This is a genomic window from uncultured Desulfovibrio sp. (assembly GCF_944324505.1).
In the GTDB taxonomy this organism is placed as follows: domain Bacteria; phylum Desulfobacterota; class Desulfovibrionia; order Desulfovibrionales; family Desulfovibrionaceae; genus Desulfovibrio.
The window spans coordinates 261,682-288,048 of record NZ_CALUWO010000003.1 but is presented as its reverse complement, the minus strand read 5'-3'; the positions used below and the strand labels follow the sequence as shown (position 1 = coordinate 288,048).

Below are 26,367 nucleotides of genomic sequence, written 5' to 3'. Positions count from 1 at the left end.
GGGCTTTCAGTATGTCCACTCACCGTAGAGCGCGCCGCGTACCCATTCTCCGTGGCGCCTGAGCCAGCCCATAAGCCGGGGCAGATCCTCGTCCGGCCAGTGCTCATGCCCGGTAAGGCGAAAATCGCCATCAGGCGTCGGGATGGCCCGCAGGCCGGCCCGGGCCAGCACCTCAAGGCTGTCCAGCGGGCCGATGGGGTGGGTGAGATACCGTGCCCCGCCCCGCCGGCGAGGGGGCGCCGGCGCTTCCATGCGCTGCCGGCTCTGGGGCGGGAGCGGCGGCCGGGGACGGCTGTGCTCTTCCCCCGCGCCCTGGTTGTGGTTCTGTTCAGCGGGCATGGTCACACGGGCCTGCTCCGCATCCGGAAGAGGGTCGCACGAGGGCGCTGTTTTCGCGCACTGCGTGGCTGTACCGGCAAAAACAGGGGGCAGGCCGATGCGTAGCCAGTCCGCAATTTCCCAGCCCTCACGCACGGCGTCGCCGGGATCCTTGCCGCTGGGCACGGGCCAGCGCCGGGCCGTGCGGTAGGTCTGCGCCCAGAAGGGCATGCCCTTGGCGCCGGCCCGCTGGCCCTGGGCATCCGGCTGGTCAAAGTCCAGCGCCACGAGGATGCACAGCGCCCGGCGCAGAACGGCATGGGCCACGGCATCCGGACGGCCCAGGCTGGTGCCAGCCGCAAAGGCACCCACGTCCAGCCCGGCGGCCTCGGCAGCCGCGGCGCAGGCAATGGCGTCCAGCTCGGCCTCCACCACCACAAAGGCCCTGGCCTCGGGGCGCAGCAGCAAGGGCCGCATGCTGGAACCGGGCACCACCACGTACTTCATGTCTGCGCCGAAGCGGGCGCGCGCTTCCTCGTCCCTGCGGATGCGCAGGCGCAGCACCGCACCGTCTTCGCCCAGGGCGGGGATGACCAGGCCGGCCGGTATCCACAGGGACTTCTTGCGGCCGCGGGCGTTGGTCTCCGGCGGCAGGCCCCACGCCCCGCGGTCCCGGTGGTAGCCGTCCTTGCCGTTCTCGCCGGGCAGCCAGCCCAGGCGGTAGCGTTCCACCGCCGCCGGATCGATGCCGCGCATGGCCAGGCGCATGAACTGCACGTCGTCGCCCAGCAGGCGCTGGTGGGCGTAGTCCAGCAGTTTGGCGGCGTGCTCCTGCCAGGCGGGGCAGGGCAGCGGCATCTCGGATGGCGTCCACGCCCGGGCGCCTTCACGACGGGGCATGATGGACGTGGGCAGGGGCGCACGTTCCACGCCCAGACGCCGGCAGGCCTCGGCATAGCTCAGGCCTTCGAAGTCCCGCAGAAACTGGATGCAGTCCCCGCCCTTGCCGCACTGGCGGCAGTACCAGGTGCCGCCCTCCCCCTGGGCCGGCCAGAAGCGGAAGCGATCCCTGCCGCCGCAGGCGGGACAGGGGCAGGCATATTCGCCGCCATGCGTTCCGGCCACCTTGACGGCCTTCAGGCCGCGCTGTTGAACAAGCTGCGCTATCATCACCATCATCCTGCCATGAGCATGGCACCATCATGTATGCAATATTCTGCAATAACAGGTTTTTTTCAAAAAACAGGACGATGTGACCATTCTTCTGAAGAACTTTTTTTAAAAAAGCGCTTGCGCACATGCGAAAGAATTATGGAAAAAATGGTCACATCATCCTGCGGCAGAAGAATCCCCTTGTATTCCAAAGGGTTTCAGGCAGGACGGACAGAAAATGCCCTCCCGTATACTCCTGTCATGGTCCTGTTACTCGTCCAGCTCGTGCTGCATCTGGCTGGAAACGCTGATGCCATAGTAGTAATAGATGCCGCCCTTGCGCTCGCGCTGGAACTTCTCCAGCATCATCTTGCCAAAGGCTTTCTGCGAAACGGTCTTCTTGGAAGAGATGTTGACCTTGAACCACTCGCAGAAGGCATCGTACAGCTCGGAGGCCGGCGTGCGTATGTCGCTTTCCCCTGGCTGCTGCAGGACACAGCATTCCTCGATGAAGTCAGCCAGCATGTCCTCGTCCTTGCGATACTCGGCCGTGGCCTCGCGCACCTTGGCCGGCGGATCCAGGCCTACGCGCTGCCACTCAAGGCAGCCGCGCACCAGCCAGGCCGCAATGCCGGGCAGCTCCTGGAGCAGGCGATCCTTCAGACCCTTGTCCATGGGGCGCTCGTTCTCGTTCTGCGGTTTGCGATCCACAAAGGAGAGGGGGAAGTCCACCAGGAGCAGGCGCTCCCAGAAGGCAAAGTCGCTGGCCGGGGCGTGCGGCTTGTGGTTGGTCAGCAGGCAGAGCAGGTGTGACGGCTCGAAGCTGACATTGCGCTTGTCGTGCGGGTAACGGCCGGTGAGGGTCTCGCCGCCGCTGAACCACTTCACGCGGGCCGGGCTGAAACGCTGGCCCTCGTCGGTCTCGGAGGCAAAGGCGATGCGCAGGCCGCGCAGGGACATGATGTCCGGGCTGGGGCCGGCGGCGCTGCGGTTCTTGCCCTGGTCCAGCAGCATCTCGGACTGCACCGGCCCGGCCAGGCTGGCCGTGGCATTCTGGCCGCCCAGCACGGTCTGGATGACTTCGGTCATGATGCCCTTGCCGTTGCGCCCGCGCCCAAACAGCACCAGAAAGATGTGCTCGCGGGCCAGCCCCGTGCAGCCGTAGCCGAAGACGCGCTGCAGAAAGGCCGCCATCACGGGGTCATCGCCCATGATTTCGGTGACGAAGCGCTCCCAGTGGGGGCAGGGGGCGTCGATGCCCTGCCATTCCACCGGGCTGGACTTCACCAGCCAGTCCTCCGGGCGGCCAGGGTGCAGCTCGCCCGTGCGCAGATCCACCACGCCGTTGGCCATGGGCAACGCCCACGGGTCGCGGTCGATCTCGTTGCCGGCAATGGCCAGCGGCGATTCCAGATTGGTCTTGGCAAACTCAAGGCAGCGCTTGCGGCCCGGATCCGTCCGCAGCTTGGCCACGCGGGCCTTCATCTTGTCGGCCTTGGCCTTGAGGCGCGTCGCCGACTCTTTGTCGCCGTCATGCTCGGCGCTCTTGGCCAGGGAGGCAAAATGCCGGGCGGTTTCCTGATAGGCCAGGGCCACATGCTCCACATCCGCCCGGGCATGATGCCCCTTTTCAATGAGGTCCACGGACCAATGATGGCCAGACCAGTATATCCACTCGTCCGCCTGCCCCACATAGGCATGGCGTCCGCGGAAGAGATAGGCAAACAGCAGCCCGTCGCCCAGCTCGTTGGCATAAAGGCAGCGCTCCACAAAATCGTGCGTCGGCGAGGGCAGGGCGTTGCGGTCAGCCTTCTGCCCGCTGCTGGCGGGCTGCGCCTGCTGTTCTTCGGCAATACGGTTCTGAACCTGCTGCAGCATTTCTTGATCGGTCATCGGGTCACCTCGATGGAGTCACTAATGAAGAGGCGTGCGCTAAGACAGGAGGACGCCGGCACAGCAGCGCCGGAGAGTCTTCCCGGATTCCCGCGGAAAATTTCCAAAAAAATCCCGCGATTCTTGGGAGTCGAAAGCACCCGCGAGAGATGGGGGCCAGAAAGGACCCGGCAACGCTGCTGAACGCGGCTGCGCCGTAGGACCTTGCTGGAAGGATAGGAAGACTGGGGGAGAGGGGGGGGGATAGGCGCGCCCCTGTGGGGGCATGCGCCCGAGGAAGGTCGCGCCCGCATACTCCTGCGAGCACGGCTCTTGCAAGATCGGCAGAGGCTTTCTGCGGGCGCAAGGTGGCGGGCGCCCAGCTATATGCCGACCAAGATGAGGCAAGAAAAATTCTGCACCTGGGTGACAGGCGGGTGACAAAATCGCCCCGTAGGGAAGAATACAAAAAAGGGGACACGCGCCTGACGCACGTATCCCCTTGATTTCGTTCTGGTGCGCCCGACAGGAATCGAACCTGTGGCCTACAGCTTAGGAGGCTGTCGCTCTATCCAACTGAGCTACGAGCGCATCTTTTTTTTATATGCAAAAAGCATTTTTCTGTCAATATTTCATGCGAAGGAATGCTTATCGGGGGCCAATAACGCCAGTGCGCGGCACGCCGATGAGAACACTGGACAAAACACCCTGCACAGGCTTGTCAGCAGATGCCCGGTACCGTAGAATGCGGCACCTAACGACTGAACTTTTCTGGAAATAGCGATGAAAATATTTCTGACAGGCGGCAGCGGGCAGGCAGGGTACGAGCTGCGGCGCAGCCTTATGCTATACGGAGACGTCATGGCGCCCACACGGCAGGAGCTAGACCTTGCCGATGCTGCTGCCGTGAAAAGCTGGCTGGACCGCCACCGCCCGGACTGTCTGGTCAATGCCGCAGCCTATACTGCCGTGGACAAGGCAGAAGGGGATGCCGAGCAGGCCTTCCGCCTCAATGCCGTACTGCCCGCGCTACTGGCTGACTACGCGGCACGGCACGGAGCACGCCTGGTGCAGTATTCCACCGACTATGTCTATGATGGCAGCGGCCAGTCTCCCCGGGACGAAAGCGCTCCCATGGCGCCATGCAATGTCTATGGACAAAGCAAGATGGAAGGCGACATGGCCGTGATGCGCAGCGGCGCATCCTATCTCATCTTCAGGACCTCGTGGGTCTATGCCGCGCGCGGCCACAATTTTCTGCGCACCATGCTGCGCCTGGCCCAACAGCGCGACAGCCTGTCCGTGGTGGCGGATCAGATGGGGGCGCCCACCACGGCGCGTCTGCTGGCAGAGGTGACCAGTGTGGCCCTCACCCGTGCCCTGGCGTCCGGCACCTATCATGTGGCCTGCCGGGGAGAAACCAGCTGGCACGGCTTTGCCTGCCATATTCTGCAGGAGGCTGCCGCCATGGGCTGGCCCCTGCGGGCAACACCCGCATCCGTGCAGCCCATCACCACGGATGCCTACGGCGCACCGGCCCCCCGTCCCCGCAACTCCCGTCTTGCGGTGGATCGTATTGAAACGGCCCTGAATCTCCGCCTGCCCCACTGGACCACTGCCCTGACACTGACCCTGCAGGAACTGTACACCTGTGACGCACCGCAGGCCAAAAGAGAGACCGTATGCACAAAACCGTTCTGATCACCGGAGGCGCCGGCTTCATCGGCTCCTGCTATGTTTTGCAGGCTCGCCAGCGCGGGGAGCGCGTCATCAATCTTGACAAGCTGACCTACGCGGGCAATCTGGAAAATCTTGCCACACTGCATGACGATGCGGCCCACATTTTTGTGCATGGCGATATGGGCAATGCGGAACTGGTACGCTGGCTGCTGCGCCACTACCAGCCCGATGCCGTCCTCAATTTTGCGGCGGAAAGTCATGTGGACCGCTCCATTCTGGACCCGGAAGCCTTTGTGCGCACCAATGTGCTGGGCACGGCCTCGCTGCTGCGTGTGGTCACAACCTGGTGGCAATCTCTGCCCCCGCTACAGCAACAGGCATTTCGCTTTCTGCATGTGTCCACGGACGAGGTCTTCGGCACCCTCAGGGAAGACGATCCGGCCTTTCAGGAGACCACCCCCTACCGCCCCAACAGCCCGTACGCTGCCTCCAAGGCCGCCAGTGATCACCTGGTGCGGGCCTTTCACGAAACCTACGGTCTGCCGGTCCTGCTGACCAACTGTTCCAACAATTACGGGCCACGCCAGTTCCCGGAAAAGCTCATTCCGCTCATGCTGCTCCATGCCCTGGACGGCAGGCCGCTGCCCGTCTACGGCACGGGCCGCAATATTCGCGACTGGCTGCATGTGGAGGATCACTGCCTGGCCATCGCCCGTGTGCTGGAAGCCGGCAGACCGGGGCAGAGCTACAATATCGGCGGCAGATCAGAGCGGAGCAACCTGGATGTGGTGCGCCAGATATGCCAGATTCTGGATGACGTGCGTCCCAGGCGCAGCGGCAGCTATGCCGATCTCATCACCTTTGTTGCGGACAGACCGGGACACGATTTTCGCTATGCCATTGATTGCAGCAAGATAGAGGCAGAGCTGGGCTGGCGGCCACGCCACGACTTTGCCTCCGGCCTGCGGGAAACCATTGCCTGGTACCTGAATAATGCGGAATGGACGGAACACGTGCGCAGCGGAGCCTACCGGGAATGGATGCAGCGCAACTACGCTTCCCGCACGGAGGCAAAAGCATGAGCACGTGGAAAGGCATCCTGCTGGCAGGCGGATCGGGAACGCGCCTCTATCCCCTGACCCTGAGCGTCAGCAAACAGCTTCTGCCCATTTATGACAAGCCCATGATCTATTACCCGCTGGCCACGCTCATGATGGCGGGCATCCGGGACATCTGCCTCATCTCAACGCCGGAGCATCTGCCGCTGTACAGGGCACTGCTGCATGATGGCAGCCAGTGGGGGCTGCACCTCTCCTACGTGGTGCAACCGCGCCCCGAAGGACTGGCCCAGGCCTTTCTGCTGGCGGAACGGCATATCGAAGGCTGCCATACCTGTCTGGTGCTGGGCGACAATGTCTTCTTTGGCCACGGGCTGCCGGAACTGAGCCGAAAGGCCATGACCCGGGAGCAGGGGGCCACCATCTTCGGCTATCATGTCAATGATCCGCAGCGCTACGGCGTGGTGGAATTTGATGCCGCGCACCAGGTTATCAGCATCGAGGAAAAGCCGGAGCATCCCCGCTCGCACTTTGCGGTCACGGGCCTGTATTTCTATGACAGCCAGGTGCTGGACATTGCCCGGCAGATACGTCCGTCCGCCCGGGGCGAGCTGGAAATCACCGACGTCAACAATGCCTATCTGCGCCGCAGGCAGCTGCATGTGGAACTGCTGGGGCGCGGCATTGCCTGGCTGGACACGGGCACCCATGATTCGCTCATGGATGCCGGGGCCTTTGTGCAGGCGGTGGAAAAACGGCAGGGCCTGAAGGTTGCCTGCCTGGAGGAAATTGCCTGGCGCAACTGCTGGATCACGGCAGACGAAGTACGTGCCCTGGCCCGGCCGCTGGCCAAAACCGACTATGGCCAGTACCTGCTGGAACTGGTGGATACGGGGAGAGGACAATGGAAGTAGTCAGCACCGGCATTGAAGGCGTCCTGCTGATCAAGCCCAAGGTATGGGGAGACGCCAGGGGCTATTTTGTGGAAACCTGGCAGCAGGAACGCTATGCCATGGCCGGCATCACGCTGCCCTTTGTGCAGGACAACCATTCGCGTTCCTCCCGTGGTGTTCTGCGGGGGCTGCACTTTCAGAAAACACGCCCGCAGGGCAAACTGGTCAGCGTTTCCCTGGGCAGGGTCTTTGACGTGGCCGTGGATATCCGCCCCCAGTCGCCCACCTGCGGCAAATGGTACGGTGTGGAACTGACCCAGGAAAACCAGTGGCAGCTCTGGATAGCTCCCGGCCTGGCTCACGGCTTTGTGGTTACCAGCGAGATTGCCCACTTTCACTACAAGTGCACGGACTATTACTGCCCGTGGGATGAAGGGGCCTACCGCTGGAATGATCCGGCCTTTGGCATCCGGTGGCCTATCACGGAACCGCTGCTTTCCGAAAAGGACCGGCAGGCGCCGCTCTGGCAGGCCTGATCCCTGCGCTGCCTGCCTGTTTTTTGCCCAAAAGGCCCGTGCGTATTCCGCCATCAGACGGATACCGCACGGGCCTTTCATGCAGGATGCCGCAGCACACGGCACCCACTATTCTGCGGCAGGGGAGTATTTTTCCCCCCTGTCACAGGAAACTGACCGGCAGTATCAGGACCACTGCCCCTTGTCGCCACCACGGACCTTCTTCATGGCATCTTCCTTCATGTCTCTGCCGATGAAGAGAATATAGGGCTGGCCGTATTCCTCGCCCGTGGGCACCGCATCAAAGGAAAGGCGCCCGGCCGCGTACTGCAGCACGCGCATGCTGGGGGCGCCGTTGCTGTTGGCCATGCGCACAAGCCCCTTGGCCCGGCACAGTTCAGGCCCGGCAACCTTCATCATGGTTTCCAGTTCGCAGCCGCTCACAATGGCATCGGGCCGGAACATGAGGGTCTTGTAGTCCTCTGCCGCCCGGGCCGTATCCTCACTGGGCACGGAACGCACCCGCGCACGCTGCGGCTGATTCTGCAGATCATCCTCCCGCAGCCGGGCATACAGCGCATCCAGCTGGTCAAAGGCGATGTGGCCAAGCACAGAGGGAATGACCACCGCCCGTGGATTGAGCTGCTGCAAGCGTCCGCGCAGCTGCCCCAGCTCCTGCGGGCTTACCAGGTCCACCTTGTTGATGACCAGCACATCCGCGCATTCCACCTGCGCCAGCAGCACATCGCTTTCCGTATTCCAGGACGACTTTTTCTTGAGCTTTTCATACATGCCCAGCGCCGCATCCAGGGCATCCACCATGGTGATGACCAGGCCGGGCTGCACCATGTCGCCCAGCTCGCTTATGGCCTCGAGCACGGGAGCAGGGTGGGCCAGGCCCGACGTTTCCAGCACGATCTGCTGGGCAGGCAGCGCCTCCATAAGGCGGGCAAGCCCCGGGCGGAGACGCTGGGCCAGCGACTGCGAGGCATCGTCCCCGTCCGAGGTTTCCACAAAGGTCTCGCCCCGGGTCAGGGCCGCATCCAGGCCGATGCTGCCGATTTCGCTCTGAATGACGCCGGTATAGCGCTCGTGATTATTGAGGTAGTCCAGCCAGTGGCGCAGAAACGTGGTCTTGCCTGCGCCCAGAAAACCGGTGAGCACATGCAGTACCGGCTTGTCCGGCGCGGCCGCCTCCGCCGCACTCTGCACATAGGGCAGGATGGAAACCCGCTCGCCGCGGGCCGGCATATCGCCAAAGGCGGCCTCAAAGCGCAGGCTCTGGAGCGCATCGGGCTTCACAATGTGAATGCGCCCCTGGGCGTCAAAACCCTGCAAGGCCAGGGGAGATTTCTGGCGGTGCATGTCAGCCGGCTGCTGCAACAGGGTTTCGGCACTGCGCAGCAGCGGCACAAAAAGGCGCATGGCCAGGGCAAAGGCCGGCACGTCGCATTCCGCCTCGCCGGGGGCCACCATCCACGCCCTGTCCGTCTGCATGTCCTGCGGGGCGGCAATGCCATCCACGGAAATGATGCGATAGTGCGACGGCGCTTCCAGGGCAAGGCGTAGACCGCTACCATCCAGGCGCGCATCCATTTCCAGATTGGCCATGTGGAAGGGGCGCATCTTCCTCACATGGTCCCCCAGGGAGCGAATGGCTTCGGCATAATCGCTCCCGCTCATGATCTGCAGGGCAGCCAGGGGAAAAACCTCCACCAGGGGATGATCCACCGGCGGGAAAAGATGGATGGCAAACTCGCCATGCAGGGCCGTTCCCTGCAAAATCTCACCGGAAAAGGTGATGCCGAAAACCAGCGGACTGCCCGCCACGCGACAGGTCCAGGCCGGCGTCAGCGAACCCGAGGGGTGAACGCCGCGCCACCCCAGCTGACGCGCCCGGCGTCTGTCCTCATGAATGCCTGTGACCAGGGCTTTGAAAAGAGCGGCGCACTCGGCGCCGGATTCCGGATTGAGTGGCTGAGAAAACAACGCAGACAACATGACTTCTCCTGTAAACAACAACGTCCCGATATATCCATTACAGCGCGGGCATCTCCCCACGCTACCAGAGCCAGCGGACCGGCAGACCGGCCCCATCCTATTCCTGTGGAGTGTACGCATTGCGCAGAGCGCAGGCAAGAGGACAGGCGGCAAAAGAATGCCACCTGCCTTCCCGCAGTCATCCCCTGCATCGAAAGAATAGCAAAGAGGCCGCCCGGCAGGGGAGCGGCCTCAGAGACATGCAGCAGCGCAGTCTAGGCACGGTGTGTGCCGGTGCCGTCTTCCGCGGTGTCGGGAGCCGTACCTGCGGCCGCAGCCTCCTGCGCCTCGTGCGCATGGTGCTCCGCATCGCGCCGGCAGGCGTCGTTGAGGTCACGTTGCAGGAGGGCAACAATGGTGAAACGGTTGATGAAGGAGCGTGCAAACTGCAGGAAGTTCAAATACAGATCACTGCTGCGCATGGACAGGCCATCTTCATCGATGCGTTGCAGCAGGTCTATCTGCAACTGGCTGATGCGCGACGAACAATGATCGGAATAGGAGGACAGCTCGGCACGGGAGCCTTCGCCATCGGCATAGCTGCGGAAATGCCGGGCCGCATCTTCAAGAATGCGCAGCATCACTTCCAGATTATCGCTCAGCTCACCGCTGTAGGGGCGATGGCGGTTGGCAATATGATTGGCAGACATGCCCAGCACAGAGCGCAGCTCATGGCTCAGCTCCTTCATGCCGTTGAAGATGCGGTAATAGATATGCCGTGCCTCGTTGTCCAGACGGTCGCCGCCCCCCCGCAGCGCCATGCGATAGTAAGAGCCGCGCAGACGGGAAATATCGTCAAAGAATGTGACCGCATCATTCTTGCACTGGTTGAGACGCTTCTCGTCCTCGGCCTGGAAGGCCGTCATGCCGTCACGAATAAGACGCACCGCCGTGGAGATGCTCTCGTTCACGGAATCCCGGATGCTGTTGCGGATGCTGTCCTTGTCGCTGTGGTCCACCACGATGGAGTAGCTGCTCTCCTCCTTCTGCTTGCTGAAGAAGTTGGAGCGGACCAGGCTGAAGATGACCAGCAGCATGAAGAGGACCACCACCACGCTGCCGCCCTCAAACAGCGCCCAGGTCACCAGGGCACAGGCCGTAAAGGCGCACAGGGCCGTCATGAACCAGCCGCTGATGACCGCCAGCACACCGGAAATACGGTAAACGGCACTTTCACGGTTCCAGGCCCCGTCGGCAAAGGACGATCCCATGGCCACCATGAAGGTGACGTAGGTCGTGGAAAGGGGCAGCTTCAGCGAGGTGGCCGAAGCAATGAGGATGCTGGCCAGAACCAGATTGATGGACGCGCGAACCTGGTCAAAGGGCAGCACCGGCTCTCCCTTGACCTGCTCCACCGGCTGCATGCGGCTGGCCAGCACGCGGAAGAAGGAAGCGGGCAGAATCTGATGCAGGGTCCTGTTGGCATTGAGGCTGGCCCGCACAATGAGACGACCGGGCAGGGAGGAACCAAACTGCTCCTGTTCGCCGCGGGTACTGCTGCTCAGCTTGATGGAGGTACGCACCACACGATGTGCCTTTTTGGAAAACCAGAGCGTCAGCACCATGACCGTGCCGGAGAGAAACAGGAAGATCGTGGGCGTCTGCACGGCCTGGCGCAGGCCGCCCATGGTGAAGACGGCGGCATCCGCGCCGCTGGCGGAAAACTGGCGCCAGCTTTCAAAGGCGGCCAGCGGCACACCCACAAAGTTCACAAGGTCATTGCCGGCAAAGGCAAAGGCCAGGGCAAAGGTGCCCACCAGAATGATGATCTTGAAGATATTGACGCCGCGCGTCAGCATGAGCAGATGCAGCAGGATGCTCAGGCCCACAAAGAGCAGCAGCAGGATGGAAAGCGTGTGCTCATTGATCCAGGCCAGGTATTCCGCCTTCATGAACGACGCCCCCTTGGCCCCCTTCATGACCAGAAAATAAAAAATGGCTGTCAGTGACAGCCCGCCAAAAATTCCGCCAATCCGACGATACATGCGCTCATAATGAAAGGTGAAGATGAGCCGGGTGACATACTGTACCGCCACGCCGGCCACAAAGGCCACGGCCACGGAAATGAGTATGCCCGAAATGATGGCCAGCGCCTTCTGGCTGTTGATATAGGCCCCCAGCTCCATGATGGAAACATCGCTGGCCATCAGCTTGATGAGAGCAGCCGCCACCGCCCCCCCCAGCAGCTCGAAAACGATGGATACCGTGGTGGAGGTGGGCAGCCCCATGGAATTGAAGGCATCCAGCAGAAGAACGTCCGTGATCATGACCGCAAAAAAGACAATCATGATCTCGCTGAAGGTAAACATCTCCGGATTGAAGACGCCGCTGCGGGCAATCTCCATCATGCCGCTGGAAAAGGTGGAACCGGCCAGAACCCCGATGCTGGCCACCACCATGATGACCTTGAAGCTGGCAATGCGCGAACCAATGGCCGAATTGAGAAAATTTACGGCGTCATTGCTGACGCCCACAAACAGATCCACTATGGCCAGAATGGCCAGAAAGGCAACAATGATAAGAAAAATGCTTTCCACGTTCTTCCCCCGGAAACCAGTTCTCGTGAATAAAGGCGCAGTACGTGTAACCGGACCGTGTGACAAAATGATGACATTCCGCAATGACTGAAACAGCAACTGAAATCTGAAGGCAGCACAGGGCGCATGACCGTCCAGAAAGGGGGCCGTCATGTCGGCGGAGATGTTCCCGCTCTGCGTGCAGGCGCAGAATACCTGTGGAACGGCGGACTGGCAAGCTGTAGGAGCCTGAACCATACGCAAAAAAAATCTGTCCGGGCACCGCAGCCGCCACCGCCATGCGATTGTTTTCACGCAGACCGGCGCGGGATGCCCGCAGGAACGGCAGGCAGGCGAAGTTCTCTCCCCATGCGCTTCCCGGCAACGCCGCAAAGCCTGTGAACCTGCGGGGAAAAACGGGACAAGGCACGATGATGTCACCTGACGAAAAAAACGCACGCCCGGCCCGACATACTGTCAGGCAGGGCGCACGGCGGAAAAAAGCGGCCACGCGGCCGGACATCATGCCTGCCCTGGCGAGTCATCCTGCGGCACAAGACGGGGCAGCGCATCCGGCGGAAACGGCCCCTGCACGCAGCCGTTGTCAAAAAGCAGCAGCCGGCTGGCCAGGCGACGGGCCTGGGCCACCCCGTGCGAAACCAGAATGATGGCATAGCGCTCCGCCAGATGCAGAAGCAGGTCCTCGATACGGCGGGTACTGGCCGGATCAAGGGAGGCCGTGGGTTCGTCCAGCAGAAGAATCTGCGGTTCCAGCGCCAGGGTCCGCGCCAGGCAGAGGCGCTGCTGCTGCCCCCCGGACAGGGATGCGGCAGGCTCCGCCAGGCGGTCATGCACCTCTGCCCACAGTCCCACGGCTTCCAGGCTGCGCCTGGCCCTGTCCCTGGCCTCCTCCACGCTCAGGCCCGCAGCCAGTTGCAGCGGCAGCAGCAGATTGTGCGCCATGCTGGCGGGCAGCACATTGGGCGTCTGGAAGACCATGCCCACCTGACGCCGGAGACGGGACAACGCCTCCTCGCCGCGCAGGCGGCCAATATCCTGAAGGCGCCCGTCCAGCAGCAATTCCACACAGCCCTGCATGCGGCTTGGGCCGATGCAGTCATGCAGGCGATTCAGGCAGCGCAGGAAACTGGTCTTGCCGGAACCGGAACGGCCCAGCAGAACGCTGATGCCGTGGCGCGGCAGTTCCAGATTCACATGCTTCAGCACTGCCCGGCCATTGAGATACAGGCACAGGTCACGAATACGAACAAGCGGGGTCATTGCGGTCCTCCTGAAAACGTCAGGGGCGTTCTGCCGCACTGCCGCTCCCGATGGAAGCGCTCGTGCAGCCACCAGGACAGCAGCAGCAGGCCCCCGGAAAGCGCAAGCAGGGTCAGGGCGGCGCCAAATCCCCGCTGGAGTTCCTCCGGCGTCTGGTACTGGGCTGCCGTATAATAGATGAAAAAGGGCAGGGCCTCGAAACGCAGCCCCAGGCCGGCAGGCAGGCCGGCATTGGCCACCACGCCGGTCAGCAGGATAACGGCCGTATCCTCCGCAGAGCGGCCCAGCGCCAGCATGACGCCGCTCAGAATGCCGCGGCTGGCCCCGGGCAGCAGCAGATGGCGCACAATCTGACCATGGCGCAGCCCCAGGGCGGCCCCGCTCAGACGCAGGGAGGCAGGCAGACTTTCCAGAGCCGTGCGCGTGGTCACCACCAGCGCCGGCAAAACCAGCAGGGCCAGACAGGCGCCGGCCAGCAACAGACCGGAACTGGCGTGGACAGCGCCCAGACGATGCAGAAAAAGAATCAGCGTAAAACCGAAAATGCCCATGACGATGGACGGCACGCCGGCCAGGATGTCCATCAGGCTGTTGAGCAGACGCTGCCTGCGCGGGGAAGCATATTCCGCCAGATAAATGCCGCAGCCGATGCCTGGCAGCAGCACCAGACCCATGGTTATGCCCAGCAGACAGAGCGTGCCCAGACAGGCAGGCCAGATGCCGTCCCAGATGGGGACGCGCCCCAGCAGGGCGGGCCAGAGCGGCGCATCCCCCACAAGCAGGGCCGTGTTCAGGGCGGGCAGTCCCCGCCAGAACAGAAAGACCAGCAGGGCAAGCACACAGACGCTGCACAAAAGGCCGGCTCCCCAGGACAGCAGACGCAAGGCGACAGGAGCGCAGCGACGCCAGCAGACGGACACAGGCGACAGCTGACCGTCCCCGCGCCTTTCCAGACGGCGCAGCACCAGGCTGACGCCGGTACTGATGCAAAGCAGCAGCCCCCCGGCCACAAACAGGGAATTGTAGGCCGGGCCGCCCACATCCGTGGCCGTCACCAGCCCCATGTGGGCCGTCAGGGTTCGCAGGCCGGCAAAGAGACTCTGCGGAACATGGGGCGCGTTGCCGCTGAGCATGAGCGGAATAAGCGTATCGCCTATGGCCCGCCCAAAGCCCAGCAGGGCAGCCGTCAGCAGCCCGCGCCGTATGGCCGGCAGGGCAAGACAGGCAAGAACGGTCCCCCTGGTCATGCCCAGCGACTGGGCAGGCACAAGCAGGCGGCGCATCTGTTCGCGCAGGGCCACATCCATGACAAGCACCATGGCCGGGCTGATGAGCAGGGCCAGCACACAGGCTGCGGAAAGCCAGCACAGGCCGGACCCCTGCCCGGCGGCTTCCCGTACCAGCGGGGTCAGCAAGAAGACGGCGGCAAAGCCGTAGACCACAGTGGGAATGGCCGTCATGAAACGGATCAGGCCCGTGATCCATCGGTTCCACACGGCCGGGGAAGGAAATTGCAGCGCGCAGGCCAGCCCCAGAGAAAAGGGCCAGGCCAGCAGCAGGGCAGAGCAGGACAGGATAAGCGAACCTGCCAGCATGGGCAGAATGCCAAAGTCCGTGGGGGGGCGCCATGTCCAGGAGAAGATCAGACTGCCCTGAGCGCTCCAGAGTACGGGCAGGGCAAAACAGCCCACCAGGGCAAACAGGGCCAGCGTGGCCAGGGTGACAAGCAGGGCGCACAAACGGGGCAGCGTTCCGCTGCGGTGCAGAAGAGGGGCAAACATGGTCGGGTATTCCGGAGCGGGGCGGCAGGGCCGCCCCGCATCATGGCTGGCGCTGCTTACTGACGGCCGGTGGGGATGTAGCCGCTCTTTTCGATGATGGCACTTCCGTCAGGCGAATAGATGTATTCGATGAAGGCCTTGGTCAGGCCGGACGGGGCGCCCTTGGTATTCATGTAGAGCAGGCGCGTCAGGGTATAGGCGCCGGAGGCGGCATTTTTCTGCGAGGGGACCATGCCGTCAAAGGTCAGGGCCGCAACGCTCTTGTCCACATGGCCGATGCCCACATAGCCGATGCCCAGCTTGTCCTGACTGACGGCGGTCTTCATGGCGCCATTGGAGTTCACCACGTTGGCGGAAGCCACAATGGGGCCTTTTTTCAGGGCTTTTTCCACAAAGACCTCACGGGTGCCGCTGCCATCTTCACGGGTGTAGACGGTAATGGGCGCATCGGCGCCGCCAAGGGCCTTCCAGTTGGTGATCTTGCCGGCAAAGATATCCCTGGCCTGCTGGCTGGTGATACTGCGGACCGTATTGGCCGGATTGACCACCAGGGCTACGCCGTCAATGGCAAAGGGGAAGCTGTGCAGACCGTACTTGCTCACTTCCTTTTCCTTGAGAGCGCGGCCGGTATTGCCGATCTGCACCAGGCCTTCGCCCACCTGCTGCACGCCCACGCCGGAGCCGCCGCCGGCTACGGTGATGCGGATGTCGGGATTGGCCGTCATGATGTTTTTGGCTGCGCCTTTCATGACCGGGATATGTGCCGTACCGCCGGCGATATCAAGCGTGCCGGAAAGGCCCTTGAAACTGTCCAGGGGGGCGGCACTGGCCGTCACGGCAAAGATCAGACCCGCCAGCAGGGCAGGCAGCAGAAAACGACAGGGATGCATACTTCACCTCTCGCACGAAAAATGTGGGCTGTTGCACAAACAGCGGAAAACGCGCCAGGCGCGTCGCCTCAAACCGGGAACACACCGGCAGAGGGCGGGCGCTGTCATGGCATGACCATGGCAGCACGTCCCGTAAGCAAAACACGACACATTTTTCAGGAAGGGTGCAGGAAGCGGCAGGCGGGCACTGCTGGGCGGCAGTTACCGTGGCAGTATCGCCCGAAAAGAACATATACCGCCCGAAAGTCGACCGGCCTGTCCGTTTCCGGCACACATGCCTGAACGCTCAGATCTCCCCACGGGAGTCTGGCGCATGCGTCAGCAGAAACGGATGGGCATGGCGACCTCCAGCCGTTGCCGCCCTTGGGCGGCAGTGTTCACAAGATTATGACAGTGTACGAAGAAAGGGCTGGGGGGTCAAGAGGAGGCGCTCCCCCGCCAGAGTACCCCAAAAGGGGGCAAATCGCACAGATACAAAGGACAGAGGCTGATGACGGCCGGCAGGCTGCCTTGCCGCAGCTCGGGCATCATGCGCCACAGAAGGGAATCAGCCCCTTTCCCGCCATCTTCCGGACAGAGCCGGGGCACACGCCGGGAAAGGGACTGCCGTTTTCAGGGCCTTCCGCTGCCAGCACACGACCACGGCTGCCCATAGCGCCGCAACGCGCGTAAAAAAGCCCTGCACCATGGAAGGGCATGGTGCAGGGGCCATCTGTAATCTGCTGGTATGTCAGGTACAGAAAAAGGGACTACGAAACATCGTAGCCCCTTGCGTTCTCTGGAGCTGGCGAAGGGACTTGAACCCGCAACCTGCTGATTACAAATCAGCTGCTCTACCAATTGAGCTACACCAGCACTTTTTTCAGTATAGAACGTTCGTCAGAAAAGGGCAAGCAAAAAAGCGCAACGCCCGAAAAGCACAGAAAATTTTCCTGTTCCCCGTATGCTGCACAGGGTGTACACTGCCTGCGCAGGGAGGAAGAATCATGAGCTACAGCATCACGCCACGGTATGTCTGTATTCCCGGCGGGGAACAATGGTACGGCGCTGTCCTCGATGTGAACGGGCAGACGCTCAACTTTGGCGACATCCCGCAAGCGGACAGTCTGACCTACGGGCAGGTGCGCGCTTCCGGGCACTGGCACGATCTCATGGATATACCGGACAGCAGCGACTATCCCGATGACGGCGTGGTGAGCATCCGCGAGCTTTCTGTGGTGGTGCGCTGTCTGCTGGGAGCCTCGCGGGACAAGGCCCAGAGGCTTTTTGAAGCGGAACGTCTCCGGCAGGAGGATGCCGGCCCGGCACTCTGGCTGACGGACTGAGCCGGATCCGCCCCCTGCGGCGTTGCCCTTCCTGACCCGGCGGGGTACGAAACAACGGGCGCGCCCGGCAGTTTTATCAGCCCGGCTTATCAGCCCGTGCCGCAAAGCGGCAACCGGCCCAACGTACAGCGCTCGTGACCGGCCAGGTCCCGACGGGTGCTCACGCTGTCCAGCCCGGCATCCAGCAGCAGCCGGCGCACATGCGGCCCCTGCTTCCAGCCGTGTTCCAGCAGCAGCCAGCCGCCGGCTTTCAGGTGCCGGCGGGCGGCAACGGCCATCTGCTGGAGATGCCGCAGCCCGTTCTCCGGTGAAAACAGCGCCCCGTGCGGCTCAAAACGCAGCACTTCCGTCATGACGTCCCCGACCTCGCTGTCCGCAATATAGGGCGGATTGCTGACCATCAGGTCCAGACTGGCCGGCGGCAGGGGAGGGCGGGCCATGTCCGCACAGACCAGGGCCAGCCGCTCATGGCAGGCATGATGCCGGGCATTGCGGCCGGCTACCTGCAAGGCGGCCGGTGCAATATCCAGCAGCAGCCCTTTCCAGCGCGGCCGGTTCACTGCCAGAGCAATGCCGATGCAGCCGGACCCCGTGCCCCAGTCCGCAAAGGACAGGGCAGCGTGCGGCAGGCGCGCTTCCTGAAGCGTCATGCACTCCAGCGCCAGCTCCACCAGCAGTTCCGTTTCCGGCCGGGGGATGAGCGTCTGGGGCGTCACCGCAAAATCCAGCCCGAAAAATTCGCGCCGGCCCAGAATATGGGCCAGAGGCTCTCCCTGTGCCCGCCGCTGCACCAGTTCGGCATAGTGCCGGGCCGTTTCCGGCGGCACTTCCCTGGTGCCGGCCAGTACCAGCCCCACACGGTCAAGCCCTGTGGCAGCCTCGGCCAGCGCCCGGGCACAGAGGCGGGGACTGTCCGTGCCGGCACGGTGCAGCAGGGTTGCGGCCTGCGCCATGAGCGCATCAAGCGTTTCCCGCGGCATGCTTTCCTTTTCCTTCCTGCGTGGGAGAACCACGGTTCCGCCCCGTCGCTGAAACCGCAGAAACCGGGGCAGATGCCCCGGTTTCTGCGTCATAACGTTATGCCGTTGCCGCTGTCCCGGCAGCAGATTCTGCCACCAGTGGTGCGGATGCCGCTGCGCTGTCCGCCTGACTGAACGCCAGCGCGCGCACCTCGTCATAGAAGCGCACCGGATGCACGGTAATGCGCTTGAGCAGATCAGGCGGCACGTCTTCCAGGTCCTTGACGTTCTGCTGGGGGATAATGACATGGGCAAGGCCGCGGGCCACCCCGGCAAGGATCTTTTCCTTGATGCCCCCCACGGGCAGAACACGCCCCTGCAGGGTGATTTCACCGGTCATGCAGAGGTCAGCCCGCACAGGACGCCCCGACAGCGCCGAAACCAGGGCCGTCGTCAGGGTAACCCCGGCAGAGGGACCATCCTTGGGCGTGGCGCCGGCAGGCACATGGATATGAATGTCACGCTGGGTGGAAAAGTCGGCAGGAACGCCCAGCTCTTCCGCACGGGAGCGGATGTAGCTCAGGGCCGCCTGGGCGCTTTCCTTCATCACATCGCCCAGCTGGCCGGTGAGCAGCAGCCCGCCCTTGCCAGGCATGGTGGTTGCTTCCACCGTGAGCACCTCGCCCCCCGCAGGCGTCCAGGCCAGTCCCAGGGCCATACCCGGCCGCAGTTCCTGGTCCTTTTCATCCTCGATGAAGCGCGGCGCACCCAGCAGCTTTTCCACCTCGGCGATGTTCAGACAGAAGCGGCCTTCCACCCCCTCTGCCCGCCGGCGGGCCAGCTTGCGGCAGATGGCCCCCAGTTCCCGTTCCAGATTGCGCAGGCCGGCCTCCCGCGTGTATTCCCTGATGATGGCTTCGATGGTCGCGTCGTCCAGTTCCACATCGCCGGGCTTGAGGCCGTTTTCCGCAATCTTGCGCGGCAGCAGATAGCGCCGGGCAATGGCCACCTTTTCCTGGGTGGTATAGCCGGGCAGGGATATGACCTCCATACGGTCACGCAATGCGGCCGGGATGGTATCCAGATGGTTGGCCGTGCACAGGAACATGACACGGGACAGATCAAAGGGCACATTCAGATAATGATCGCTGAAGGTATTGTTCTGTTCCGGGTCCAGCACTTCCAGCAGGGCAGAGGAGGGGTCACCCCGGAAGTCCGTGCCCAGCTTGTCCACTTCATCCAGCACGATGACGGGATTATTGGTGCCAGCCTGCTTGATGGCCTGAAGGATACGCCCCGGCATGGCGCCGATATAGGTCCGCCGGTGGCCGCGGATTTCGGCCTCGTCCCGCATGCCGCCCAGGGACAGCCGCTGAAAGCGGCGCCCCAGCGCACGGGCAATGGAGCGCCCCAGCGAGGTCTTGCCCACGCCGGGAGGTCCCACAAAGCAGAGAATGGGCCCCTTGGACTGCGGATTGAGCTTGCGGACGCTGAGGAATTCCAGGATACGATCCTTGATCTTGTCCAGGCCGTAGTGATCCTCGTTGAGGATGGCCGCGGCATTGGCAATGTCCAGATTATCGCGGCTGTGCTTCTTCCAGGGCAGTTCGGCAAGCCAGTCCAGATAGGTCCGCACCACATTGGCTTCAGACGAATCGGCATGCATGCTGCCCAGGCGGCGCAGCTGCTTGTCTGCCTCCTTGCGCACGGCAGCAGGCAACCTGGCCTTGTCCAGGGCCTTGCGCAGACCTTCTATTTCGTCCTCTTCCCCAGACTCGCCTTCGCCCAGCTCATTGCGGATGACCTTGAGCTGTTCACGCAGAAAGTATTCCTTCTGGGCCTTGTCCATGCCTTCGCGGGCAGTACTCTGGATTCGGGCCTGCATGGTGGCCACTTCCAGCTCATGGTGCAGCTGCGTATTGACCAGCATGAGCCGTTCCACCGGGTTCACCGCTTCCAGAATGCGTTGGGCATCCGAAATCTTCATGCGGATGTTGGCGGCAATGAGGTCGGCCAGGCGGCCCGGATCGGCCACCCCCTGCAATACATTGATCACATCGGGCGAGGCCACACCACGAACCTGCAAAACCTTTTCGCTTTCTTCCCGGGCGGCCCGCAGCAGGGCCTCCACCGTGGCATCCATGGGAACGTCAGGATCGGGCAGCGGCTCCACACGCGCCAGCATATAGGGGTCCTGCTGATGATAGGCGCTGATGCGCGCCCGGCTCAGGCCCTGGACCAGCACCTTGACGCGGCCGTCGGGCATCTTGAGCACGCGCAGTATCTGTACCACCGTACCCACATCATACAGATCGGCAGGGCCGGGGTCTTCCGTGCCTTCCTCGCGCTGGGCACAGACCAGCAGATGTTTTCCCGCCTCCAGCGAGGCATTGACGGCAGATACGGACTTTTCGCGGCCGATGAAAAGCGGCAGAATCATATGATTGAAGATGACCACATCCCGCAGGGGAAGAACGGGCAGCATGTCGGGAACACGCTGTTCCCCGGCCTCACCGCTGCTTCCACCGCCCATGGGGGCGCTGGCTCCCAGACCGCTTGCCTGCAGCATGTCGCTAAGGGCCTTTTCAAAATTGTTCTTGCTGTCGGACATCTTATAAAGCTCCCCGACTGTCTCACAAATATCTGTTGTGCAGAATGCTGAAACAGTCGCCTTCGGTAACGATAATGTGGTCCAGCAGACGCAGCCCCAGCTGCGGGGCCAGGCGCTCCAGACCGTGGGTCAGGTTCAGATCGGGCTGCGAAGGCTGAATCTGCCCGCCGGGGTGATTGTGCACCAGGATAATACCTCTGGCACGGCGATGCAGCGCCACCTCCACAATGTCGCGCGGCAGTACGGGAATTTCACTCACGTTTCCCTGGCGCACGCGCTCCCAGCCGATAAGGTAATTTCCGCTGTTGAGCAGGGCCACCCAGCATTCTTCATGGGTGCAGCCCGCCAGCTGGGTTCTGGCCAGCAGGGCCACATCTTCCGGCCGGGCCACCTTTTCCCGCTTTCGCAGGGGGGAGGCGGCATAGCGCACCAGCACTTCGTGCAGCAGACGCCACAGCGACAGCAGGCCGGGGCCAAAGCCCGGCACGGCCAGCAGCTCGTCCGGGCGGGCATCCATGACACCGCGCACACTGCCGAAGCGAAAGAGCAGCTCCTTGGCCAGGGGCTTGGTATCCTGACGGGGCAGGCCCAGTCCTATGACCAGTTCCAGCACTTCATAATCGCTGACGGCCCGGGCATCGTAGGCAAGCCGCTGACGCAGACGGGCGCGATGCCCGGCAGGACCAGGACTCACCGAAGCGGATTTACCAGACATAAGCTAAGCAGTTTTTACCGCAAGGCAAGAGGGAAGGAAGAAAAAGCAGGGCAGGGCGCACGGGCCTATCTCCGCGCGGGGGCTGCGCACAGGCGGCAGAGCTGGGCTGCCAGAAAATCCAGACACTGTTCCGGGGTGCGGCGGCCGCTTTTGACCTGCCATTCCGCATCCATGACCAGCGCCAGACCGCGACTCAGCCCTTCCGGCCCCAGGCGGCGGGCCAGCTGCTGCTTGCTGCCGTCTTCAGAGGGATGCAGACGCACCCGCTCCCCCATGCCTACCTGCCAGAGCAGGCGAAATTCCCGCGCCAGCAGAGAAAGCAGGGTGAACAGCAGGCCGTCGCCATCCTTGCGTCCTCGCTCCAGTTCCCGCCAGGCCGCAGGCAGATTGCCCGCTTCCAGATGGCGGATCAGGGCAAAGACATTGCAGTCGGGACTCCAGGACGATGCCCCCAGCATGGCGGCATCCACCACCACGGGGGAAGACGCCGTGCCGGTCTGCCCGGCAGGCACTTGCAGCACGAGCTTCTGCAACTCGTTCTCCACCGCCTGCGCCTGCGGCGGCACGGAAAGGCAGAACTGCTCCAGCGCGTCCGGTTCCAGACGCAGCCCCAGCTGTCTGGCGCGCTCCGTCACGTATTTGCGAAGGCTGCGTTCCCCCAGTCCTTCATGACGCCAGACCCAGCCCTGCGCCTCCGCAAAGCTCAGGCAGCGCTGGCGGAGCAGCGCCGCGGGCAGCTTGGGCTGCCCCTTTTCCCAGGGAACCTCAAGACAGAAGAAGGGATGACACTGATCAGACAGATGCGCCAGTGCCCCAGACAGCTTTTTCCAGATGGCCACGGGCCAGAGATGGGCCTGCCGCACCACAAGAATGCGCGGCGTGCCGAAAAGGCCCTGCAGGGTAAGCTGTTCCCAGAAGCGGGGGGGAGGATCGTCATCTCCCCAGTAGACATGCCGTTCCCACGTGCTGTCGGCGCCGGCGTCATGCAGCATGGCTTCCATGTGCGCCTGGAGCAGACGGCTGTCGGGACAGACAAGAAAACGGAATCCGGCATTGGACATGGCAGGAAACTGATGCAGCGGCAGGAAAGGCCGCGGCGCCTCCTCTGCCGGAAAAAGGGGGGCGCCTGCGCGGCGGCCCCCCGTGACAGGCATTAGCCCTGACTGGCCACAATATTGACCAGCTTGCCGGGCACCACAATGACCTTGCGAATGGTCAGACCGGCCGTATGGCGCTGCACGGCGGCATCGGCCAGTGCGGCCGCCTCCAGCGCGGCCTTGTCGGCACCGGCGGGAACCTCCATGGTACCGCGCAGCTTGCCATTGACCTGCAGGGCGATGGTCACGTTGTCCTGTTCCAGGGCCGCAGCATCCCACACGGGCCACGGCTCGGCCTGGAGCGAGGTCTGGTGTCCCAGACGCTCCCACAGCTCTTCGCAGATGTGCGGGGTAATGGGCGAAAGCAGGGTCAGCACCGTGGCCATGGCCGAAGAAAAGACCCTGCGGTCCCCTTCCTCCATGCCCATTTTTTCGCGGGCCAGATACATGGCATTGACCAGCTCCATGATGGCGGAAATGGCCGTATTGAACTGGAAACGCTGGGCCATGTCCTCGCCGGCCTTCCGCACCGTCAGGTGTTCGCGGCGGCGCAGATCGCGGGCCACGTCGCTGTGCACATCGGCCGCCGTGGACGAGCAGCCCCTGACCGTGAGGAAGCGCGCCTCCTCGTCCACAAAAAGACGCCACACCCGCTGCAAAAAGCGCGAAGCTCCCTCGATGCCGCTGTCGGACCAGTCAAAGTCGCGCTCCGGCGGCGCGGCAAAAAGGCAGAACAGGCGCACGGTGTCGGCACCGTATTTGTCGATCATTTCCGACGGCGCCACGATATTGCCCTTGGACTTGGACATCTTGCTGCCGTCCTTGAGCACCATGCCCTGGGTCAGCAGGCGGGTGAACGGTTCTTCCAGATCGGCGGGGAAATAGCCCAGATCACGCAGCGCCTTGGTAAAGAAGCGGGCGTAGAGCAGGTGCAGGATGGCATGCTCCACACCGCCGATGTACTGGTCCACGGGCATCCAGTAGGCCAGGGCCTCTGGATCAAAGGCCGCATCTTCCTTGCGGGCGGACGTATAGCGGGCAAAATACCACGAGGACTCCACAAAGGTGTCCAGCGTGTCCGTTTCACGACGGGCCTTGCCGCCGCACCGGGGGCAGACGCAATCGGTAAAGCTGGGCATCGTCGGCAGGGGAGAGCGGCCGTCCTCGCCGATCTGGGCATCCAGCGGCAGAACCACCGGCAGATTTTCACGCTTTTCCGGCACCACGCCACATTTTTCACAGTAAATGACCGGAATGGGCGCCCCCCAGAAACGCTGACGGGAAATGTTCCAGTCACGCAGACGGAACTGCGTGGTGGCCCTGCCCTTGCCTTCCGCTTCCAGCTTCCGGGCCACGGCCTGCTTGCCGTCCGTATTGGCCATGCCGTCAAATTCGCCGGAGCGGGTCATGACCCCTTCGCCCGTATAGGCTTCTGTCATGGCAGCCGGATCAAGCTCTTCGCCACGGGGATTGATGACCACGCGCACCGGCAGGCCATATTTCCGGGCAAATTCAAAGTCGCGCTGGTCGTGCGCGGGCACTCCCATGACGGCCCCCGTGCCGTAATCAGCCAGTACGAAATTGCCCAGCCACAGGGGAACGCGTTCGCCCGTGAGCGGATGGCGCACATAGGCGCCGGTAAAGATGCCTTCCTTTTCCAGCACATCGGACTGCCGTTCCAGACGGTCCATGTTGCGGATGCGCGTCACAAAGGCGCGCACCTCATCCGCCTTTTCATAGCCCTGGATGAGATGCTCCACCAGCTCGTGTTCGGGAGCCAGCGTGAGGAAGCTCACACCATAGACCGTGTCCGGGCGCGTGGTGAAGACCTCGATGCTCTCCTTGCCGGCCAGGGGAGTTTCCAGGGCAAAGGCAATGGCCGCCCCGTAGGACTTGCCTATCCAGTTGCGCTGCATGGCCAGCACGCGGTCCGGCCAGCCGCCTTCCAGCTTTTCCAGATCGCGGAGCAGCTCGTCGCCGTAGGCCGTGATGCGCAGGAACCACTGGGTCAGGTCCTTCTGCTCCACACGGCTGTCGCAGCGCCAGCACAGGCCGTCGATCACCTGTTCATTGGCCAGCACCGTGTGGCAGGACGGGCACCAGTTCTGCGGCGCCTTTTTGCGGTATACCAGCCCCTTTTCCAGAAAACGCAGGAAGAATTCCTGCTCCCAGCGGTAATATTCGGGACGGCAGGTGGCCGTTTCCCGCGACCAATCATACGAATACCCCAGGCGCTGGAGCTGTGCGCGCATATTGTCGATATTGGCATAGGTCCACTTGGCCGGATGGGTCTTGTGCTTGATGGCCGCATTTTCCGCCGGCAGGCCAAAGGCATCCCAGCCCATGGGGTGCAGCACGTTGTAGCCGTGCATGCGCTTGACGCGCGCCACCACGTCACCGATGGAATAGTTGCGCACATGGCCCATATGGATATTGCCGGAAGGGTAGGGGAACATTTCCAGGCAGTAGTACTTGGGCTTGTCGCTCTTGTGGCTACAGGCAAATGCCTTGCTTTCCTTCCAGCGGGCCTGCCACTTCAACTCGATCTCATTGGGGGTATAACGGTCTTGGCTCATGGCAATATGTCGATTAGTTGTTGGTATCAGCAGCGCCGGGCTGCAGGGTTCCGTTTTCGGCCGCCCGGGCAGCAGCATCCAGAATGCCGTTGACAAACGCCGTGGCATTGTCTTCCCCGAACTGGCGGGTCAGGTCCAGCGCTTCCGTGATGGCCACCTTGGCCGGAACGTCCGTCCGGTAGAGCAGCTCAAACATGGCCAGACGCAGCAGGGTCAGCTCCACCCGGCCCATGCGGTCCACACGCCAGTTGCGCGAAAAACGGGCAATATGCCTGTCCAGCTCCGCGGCATGCGTCCATACGCCCTCCACCAGCTCCCAGGCAAAGCCGGAAGGTTCCGGCAGGTCTGCCTCGCTCTCCACCGGGGCCTCTCCGCTTTCGGGAAAAAGCATGAAGGCCCGGCGCACATCCTCCAGACCGGCATTACCGGAAAAAGACAGGCCGTACAGCACCTGAAAGGCCTGGGCGCGCCCGGCGTGACGGCTGGCGTTCTTGCCCTTGGCCATGACTAGAGCTGCTCCATGACGCGAATGGTTTCCAGCATGGCCGCCGCGGCCTCGCACCCCTTGTTGCCAGCCTTGGAGCCGGCCCGCTCAATGGCCTGATCAATGGTATCACAGGTCAGCAGGCCAAAGCCGATGGGCGTGTCGAATTCCAGCATGGTGTGGGCAATGCCCTTGCTGGCCTCGGCGCAGACATAGTCAAAGTGCGGGGTGGCCCCGCGGATAACGGCGCCCAGGGCCACAATGCCGTCATACTTGCCGCTGGCAGCCAGCTTGCGGCAAATGAGCGGCAGCTCGAACGCCCCAGGAATGCGCACCAGCAGCATGTTCTCGTCGGCAAGGCCGTGACGCTCCAGATAATCCACGGCGCCGCCCACAAGGCGGTCCACAATGAAGTCGTTGAAGCGGGTCGCCACAATGGCAATCTTGAGGCCCTTGGCATCAAGCTGACCGGCAATGGTGGGAATTGTGCTCATGAGGACTCCTGAAACTCACGGTTATCGCGCTCGCAGGAACGCGTATCTTTCACAAAAAAGAGGCCGGCAACCGGCAGCCTCCGGCGGCCTTCTGGTGCAGGCGGCATGGC

19 protein-coding genes and 2 tRNA genes are annotated in these 26,367 nt (G+C 62.9%); 5 read left to right on the top strand and 16 right to left on the bottom strand.

Annotated features, from left to right (window positions below; translation table 11 throughout):
- Positions 1–6: 6 nt before the first annotated feature.
- From Q0J57_RS05590 to Q0J57_RS05580, 3 genes are all read right to left on the bottom strand, one after another.
- A complete protein-coding gene (locus Q0J57_RS05590) occupies positions 7–1,488 on the bottom strand; it encodes a primase-helicase zinc-binding domain-containing protein (RefSeq protein WP_297218049.1) in 1,482 nt (493 codons plus the stop codon).
- A gap of 252 nt (positions 1,489–1,740) precedes the next feature.
- Entirely contained in the window at positions 1,741–3,363 is a 1,623-nt protein-coding gene (locus Q0J57_RS05585; protein ID WP_297218046.1) for a phage/plasmid primase, P4 family, read from the bottom strand.
- 493 nt (positions 3,364–3,856) lie between these two features.
- Positions 3,857–3,933, bottom strand: a tRNA-Arg gene (locus Q0J57_RS05580).
- 192 nt (positions 3,934–4,125) lie between these two features.
- Here Q0J57_RS05580 and rfbD point away from each other — a divergent pair.
- The 4 genes from rfbD to rfbC are packed head-to-tail and all read left to right on the top strand — an operon-like array spanning position 4,126 to position 7,509.
- Positions 4,126–5,043, top strand: a complete 918-nt coding sequence (rfbD, locus tag Q0J57_RS05575; protein ID WP_297218043.1) for a dTDP-4-dehydrorhamnose reductase — start codon at positions 4,126–4,128, stop codon at positions 5,041–5,043.
- Complete coding sequence (gene rfbB, locus Q0J57_RS05570; protein ID WP_297218039.1) at positions 5,025–6,104, top strand: dTDP-glucose 4,6-dehydratase; 1,080 nt, start codon at positions 5,025–5,027, stop codon at positions 6,102–6,104. Before rfbD ends, rfbB begins: the two co-directional genes overlap by 19 nt.
- Positions 6,101–6,994: a glucose-1-phosphate thymidylyltransferase RfbA gene (gene rfbA / locus Q0J57_RS05565; RefSeq protein ID WP_297218035.1), complete on the top strand. Its 894-nt coding sequence runs from the start codon at positions 6,101–6,103 to the stop codon at positions 6,992–6,994. Before rfbB ends, rfbA begins: the two co-directional genes overlap by 4 nt.
- The gene (gene rfbC, locus Q0J57_RS05560; protein ID WP_297218032.1) at positions 6,985–7,509 is read left to right on the top strand and encodes a dTDP-4-dehydrorhamnose 3,5-epimerase; all 525 of its coding nucleotides are present in this window, start codon (positions 6,985–6,987) and stop codon (positions 7,507–7,509) included. The genes rfbA and rfbC overlap by 10 nt, the downstream gene beginning before the upstream one ends.
- A 165-nt stretch (positions 7,510–7,674) precedes the next feature.
- Here rfbC and Q0J57_RS05555 read toward each other — a convergent pair whose 3' ends face one another.
- From Q0J57_RS05555 to Q0J57_RS05530, 6 genes are all read right to left on the bottom strand, one after another.
- Positions 7,675–9,489, bottom strand: a complete 1,815-nt coding sequence (locus tag Q0J57_RS05555; RefSeq protein WP_297218028.1) for a GTP-binding protein — start codon at positions 9,487–9,489, stop codon at positions 7,675–7,677.
- A 254-nt stretch (positions 9,490–9,743) separates the two neighbouring features.
- Positions 9,744–12,065 (bottom strand): inorganic phosphate transporter, encoded by a 2,322-nt coding sequence (locus Q0J57_RS05550; RefSeq protein ID WP_297218025.1) that lies wholly within the window; start codon positions 12,063–12,065, stop codon positions 9,744–9,746.
- Positions 12,066–12,566: 501 nt separating this feature from the next.
- Positions 12,567–13,325 (bottom strand): phosphate ABC transporter ATP-binding protein, encoded by a 759-nt coding sequence (locus tag Q0J57_RS05545; protein ID WP_297218022.1) that lies wholly within the window; start codon positions 13,323–13,325, stop codon positions 12,567–12,569.
- Positions 13,322–15,106, bottom strand: a complete 1,785-nt coding sequence (locus Q0J57_RS05540; protein WP_297218018.1) for an ABC transporter permease subunit — start codon at positions 15,104–15,106, stop codon at positions 13,322–13,324. Before Q0J57_RS05540 ends, Q0J57_RS05545 begins: the two co-directional genes overlap by 4 nt.
- A 56-nt stretch (positions 15,107–15,162) precedes the next feature.
- Positions 15,163–15,996 carry a phosphate ABC transporter substrate-binding protein gene (locus Q0J57_RS05535; RefSeq protein ID WP_297218014.1) on the bottom strand — a complete coding sequence of 278 codons (834 nt, stop codon included), beginning with the start codon at positions 15,994–15,996 and terminating at the stop codon, positions 15,163–15,165.
- Between the two features lie 779 nt (positions 15,997–16,775).
- A tRNA-Thr gene (locus Q0J57_RS05530) sits at positions 16,776–16,851 on the bottom strand.
- A 131-nt stretch (positions 16,852–16,982) separates the two neighbouring features.
- On the opposite strand from Q0J57_RS05530, the gene Q0J57_RS05525 reads away from it, so the two are divergent.
- Positions 16,983–17,321, top strand: a complete 339-nt coding sequence (locus Q0J57_RS05525; protein WP_297218011.1) for a hypothetical protein — start codon at positions 16,983–16,985, stop codon at positions 17,319–17,321.
- Between the two features lie 89 nt (positions 17,322–17,410).
- Here the strand turns inward: Q0J57_RS05525 and prmC are convergent, their stop codons facing one another.
- The 7 genes from prmC to ribE form a co-directional block, all read right to left on the bottom strand.
- The gene (gene prmC, locus Q0J57_RS05520) at positions 17,411–18,301 is read right to left on the bottom strand and encodes a peptide chain release factor N(5)-glutamine methyltransferase (protein ID WP_297218008.1); all 891 of its coding nucleotides are present in this window, start codon (positions 18,299–18,301) and stop codon (positions 17,411–17,413) included.
- A 97-nt stretch (positions 18,302–18,398) separates the two neighbouring features.
- Positions 18,399–20,813, bottom strand: a complete 2,415-nt coding sequence (gene lon / locus Q0J57_RS05515; RefSeq protein WP_297218150.1) for an endopeptidase La — start codon at positions 20,811–20,813, stop codon at positions 18,399–18,401.
- 100 nt (positions 20,814–20,913) lie between these two features.
- Entirely contained in the window at positions 20,914–21,606 is a 693-nt protein-coding gene (gene radC, locus Q0J57_RS05510; RefSeq protein ID WP_297218005.1) for a DNA repair protein RadC, read from the bottom strand.
- Positions 21,607–21,671: 65 nt separating this feature from the next.
- The gene (gene holA, locus Q0J57_RS05505; protein WP_297218002.1) at positions 21,672–22,667 is read right to left on the bottom strand and encodes a DNA polymerase III subunit delta; all 996 of its coding nucleotides are present in this window, start codon (positions 22,665–22,667) and stop codon (positions 21,672–21,674) included.
- A 92-nt stretch (positions 22,668–22,759) separates the two neighbouring features.
- Entirely contained in the window at positions 22,760–25,279 is a 2,520-nt protein-coding gene (gene leuS, locus Q0J57_RS05500; RefSeq protein ID WP_297217999.1) for a leucine--tRNA ligase, read from the bottom strand.
- 13 nt (positions 25,280–25,292) lie between these two features.
- Positions 25,293–25,784 (bottom strand): transcription antitermination factor NusB, encoded by a 492-nt coding sequence (gene nusB, locus Q0J57_RS05495; protein ID WP_297217996.1) that lies wholly within the window; start codon positions 25,782–25,784, stop codon positions 25,293–25,295.
- A gap of 2 nt (positions 25,785–25,786) precedes the next feature.
- A complete protein-coding gene (gene ribE / locus Q0J57_RS05490) occupies positions 25,787–26,257 on the bottom strand; it encodes a 6,7-dimethyl-8-ribityllumazine synthase (protein ID WP_297217994.1) in 471 nt (156 codons plus the stop codon).
- Positions 26,258–26,367: the final 110 nt, after the last annotated feature.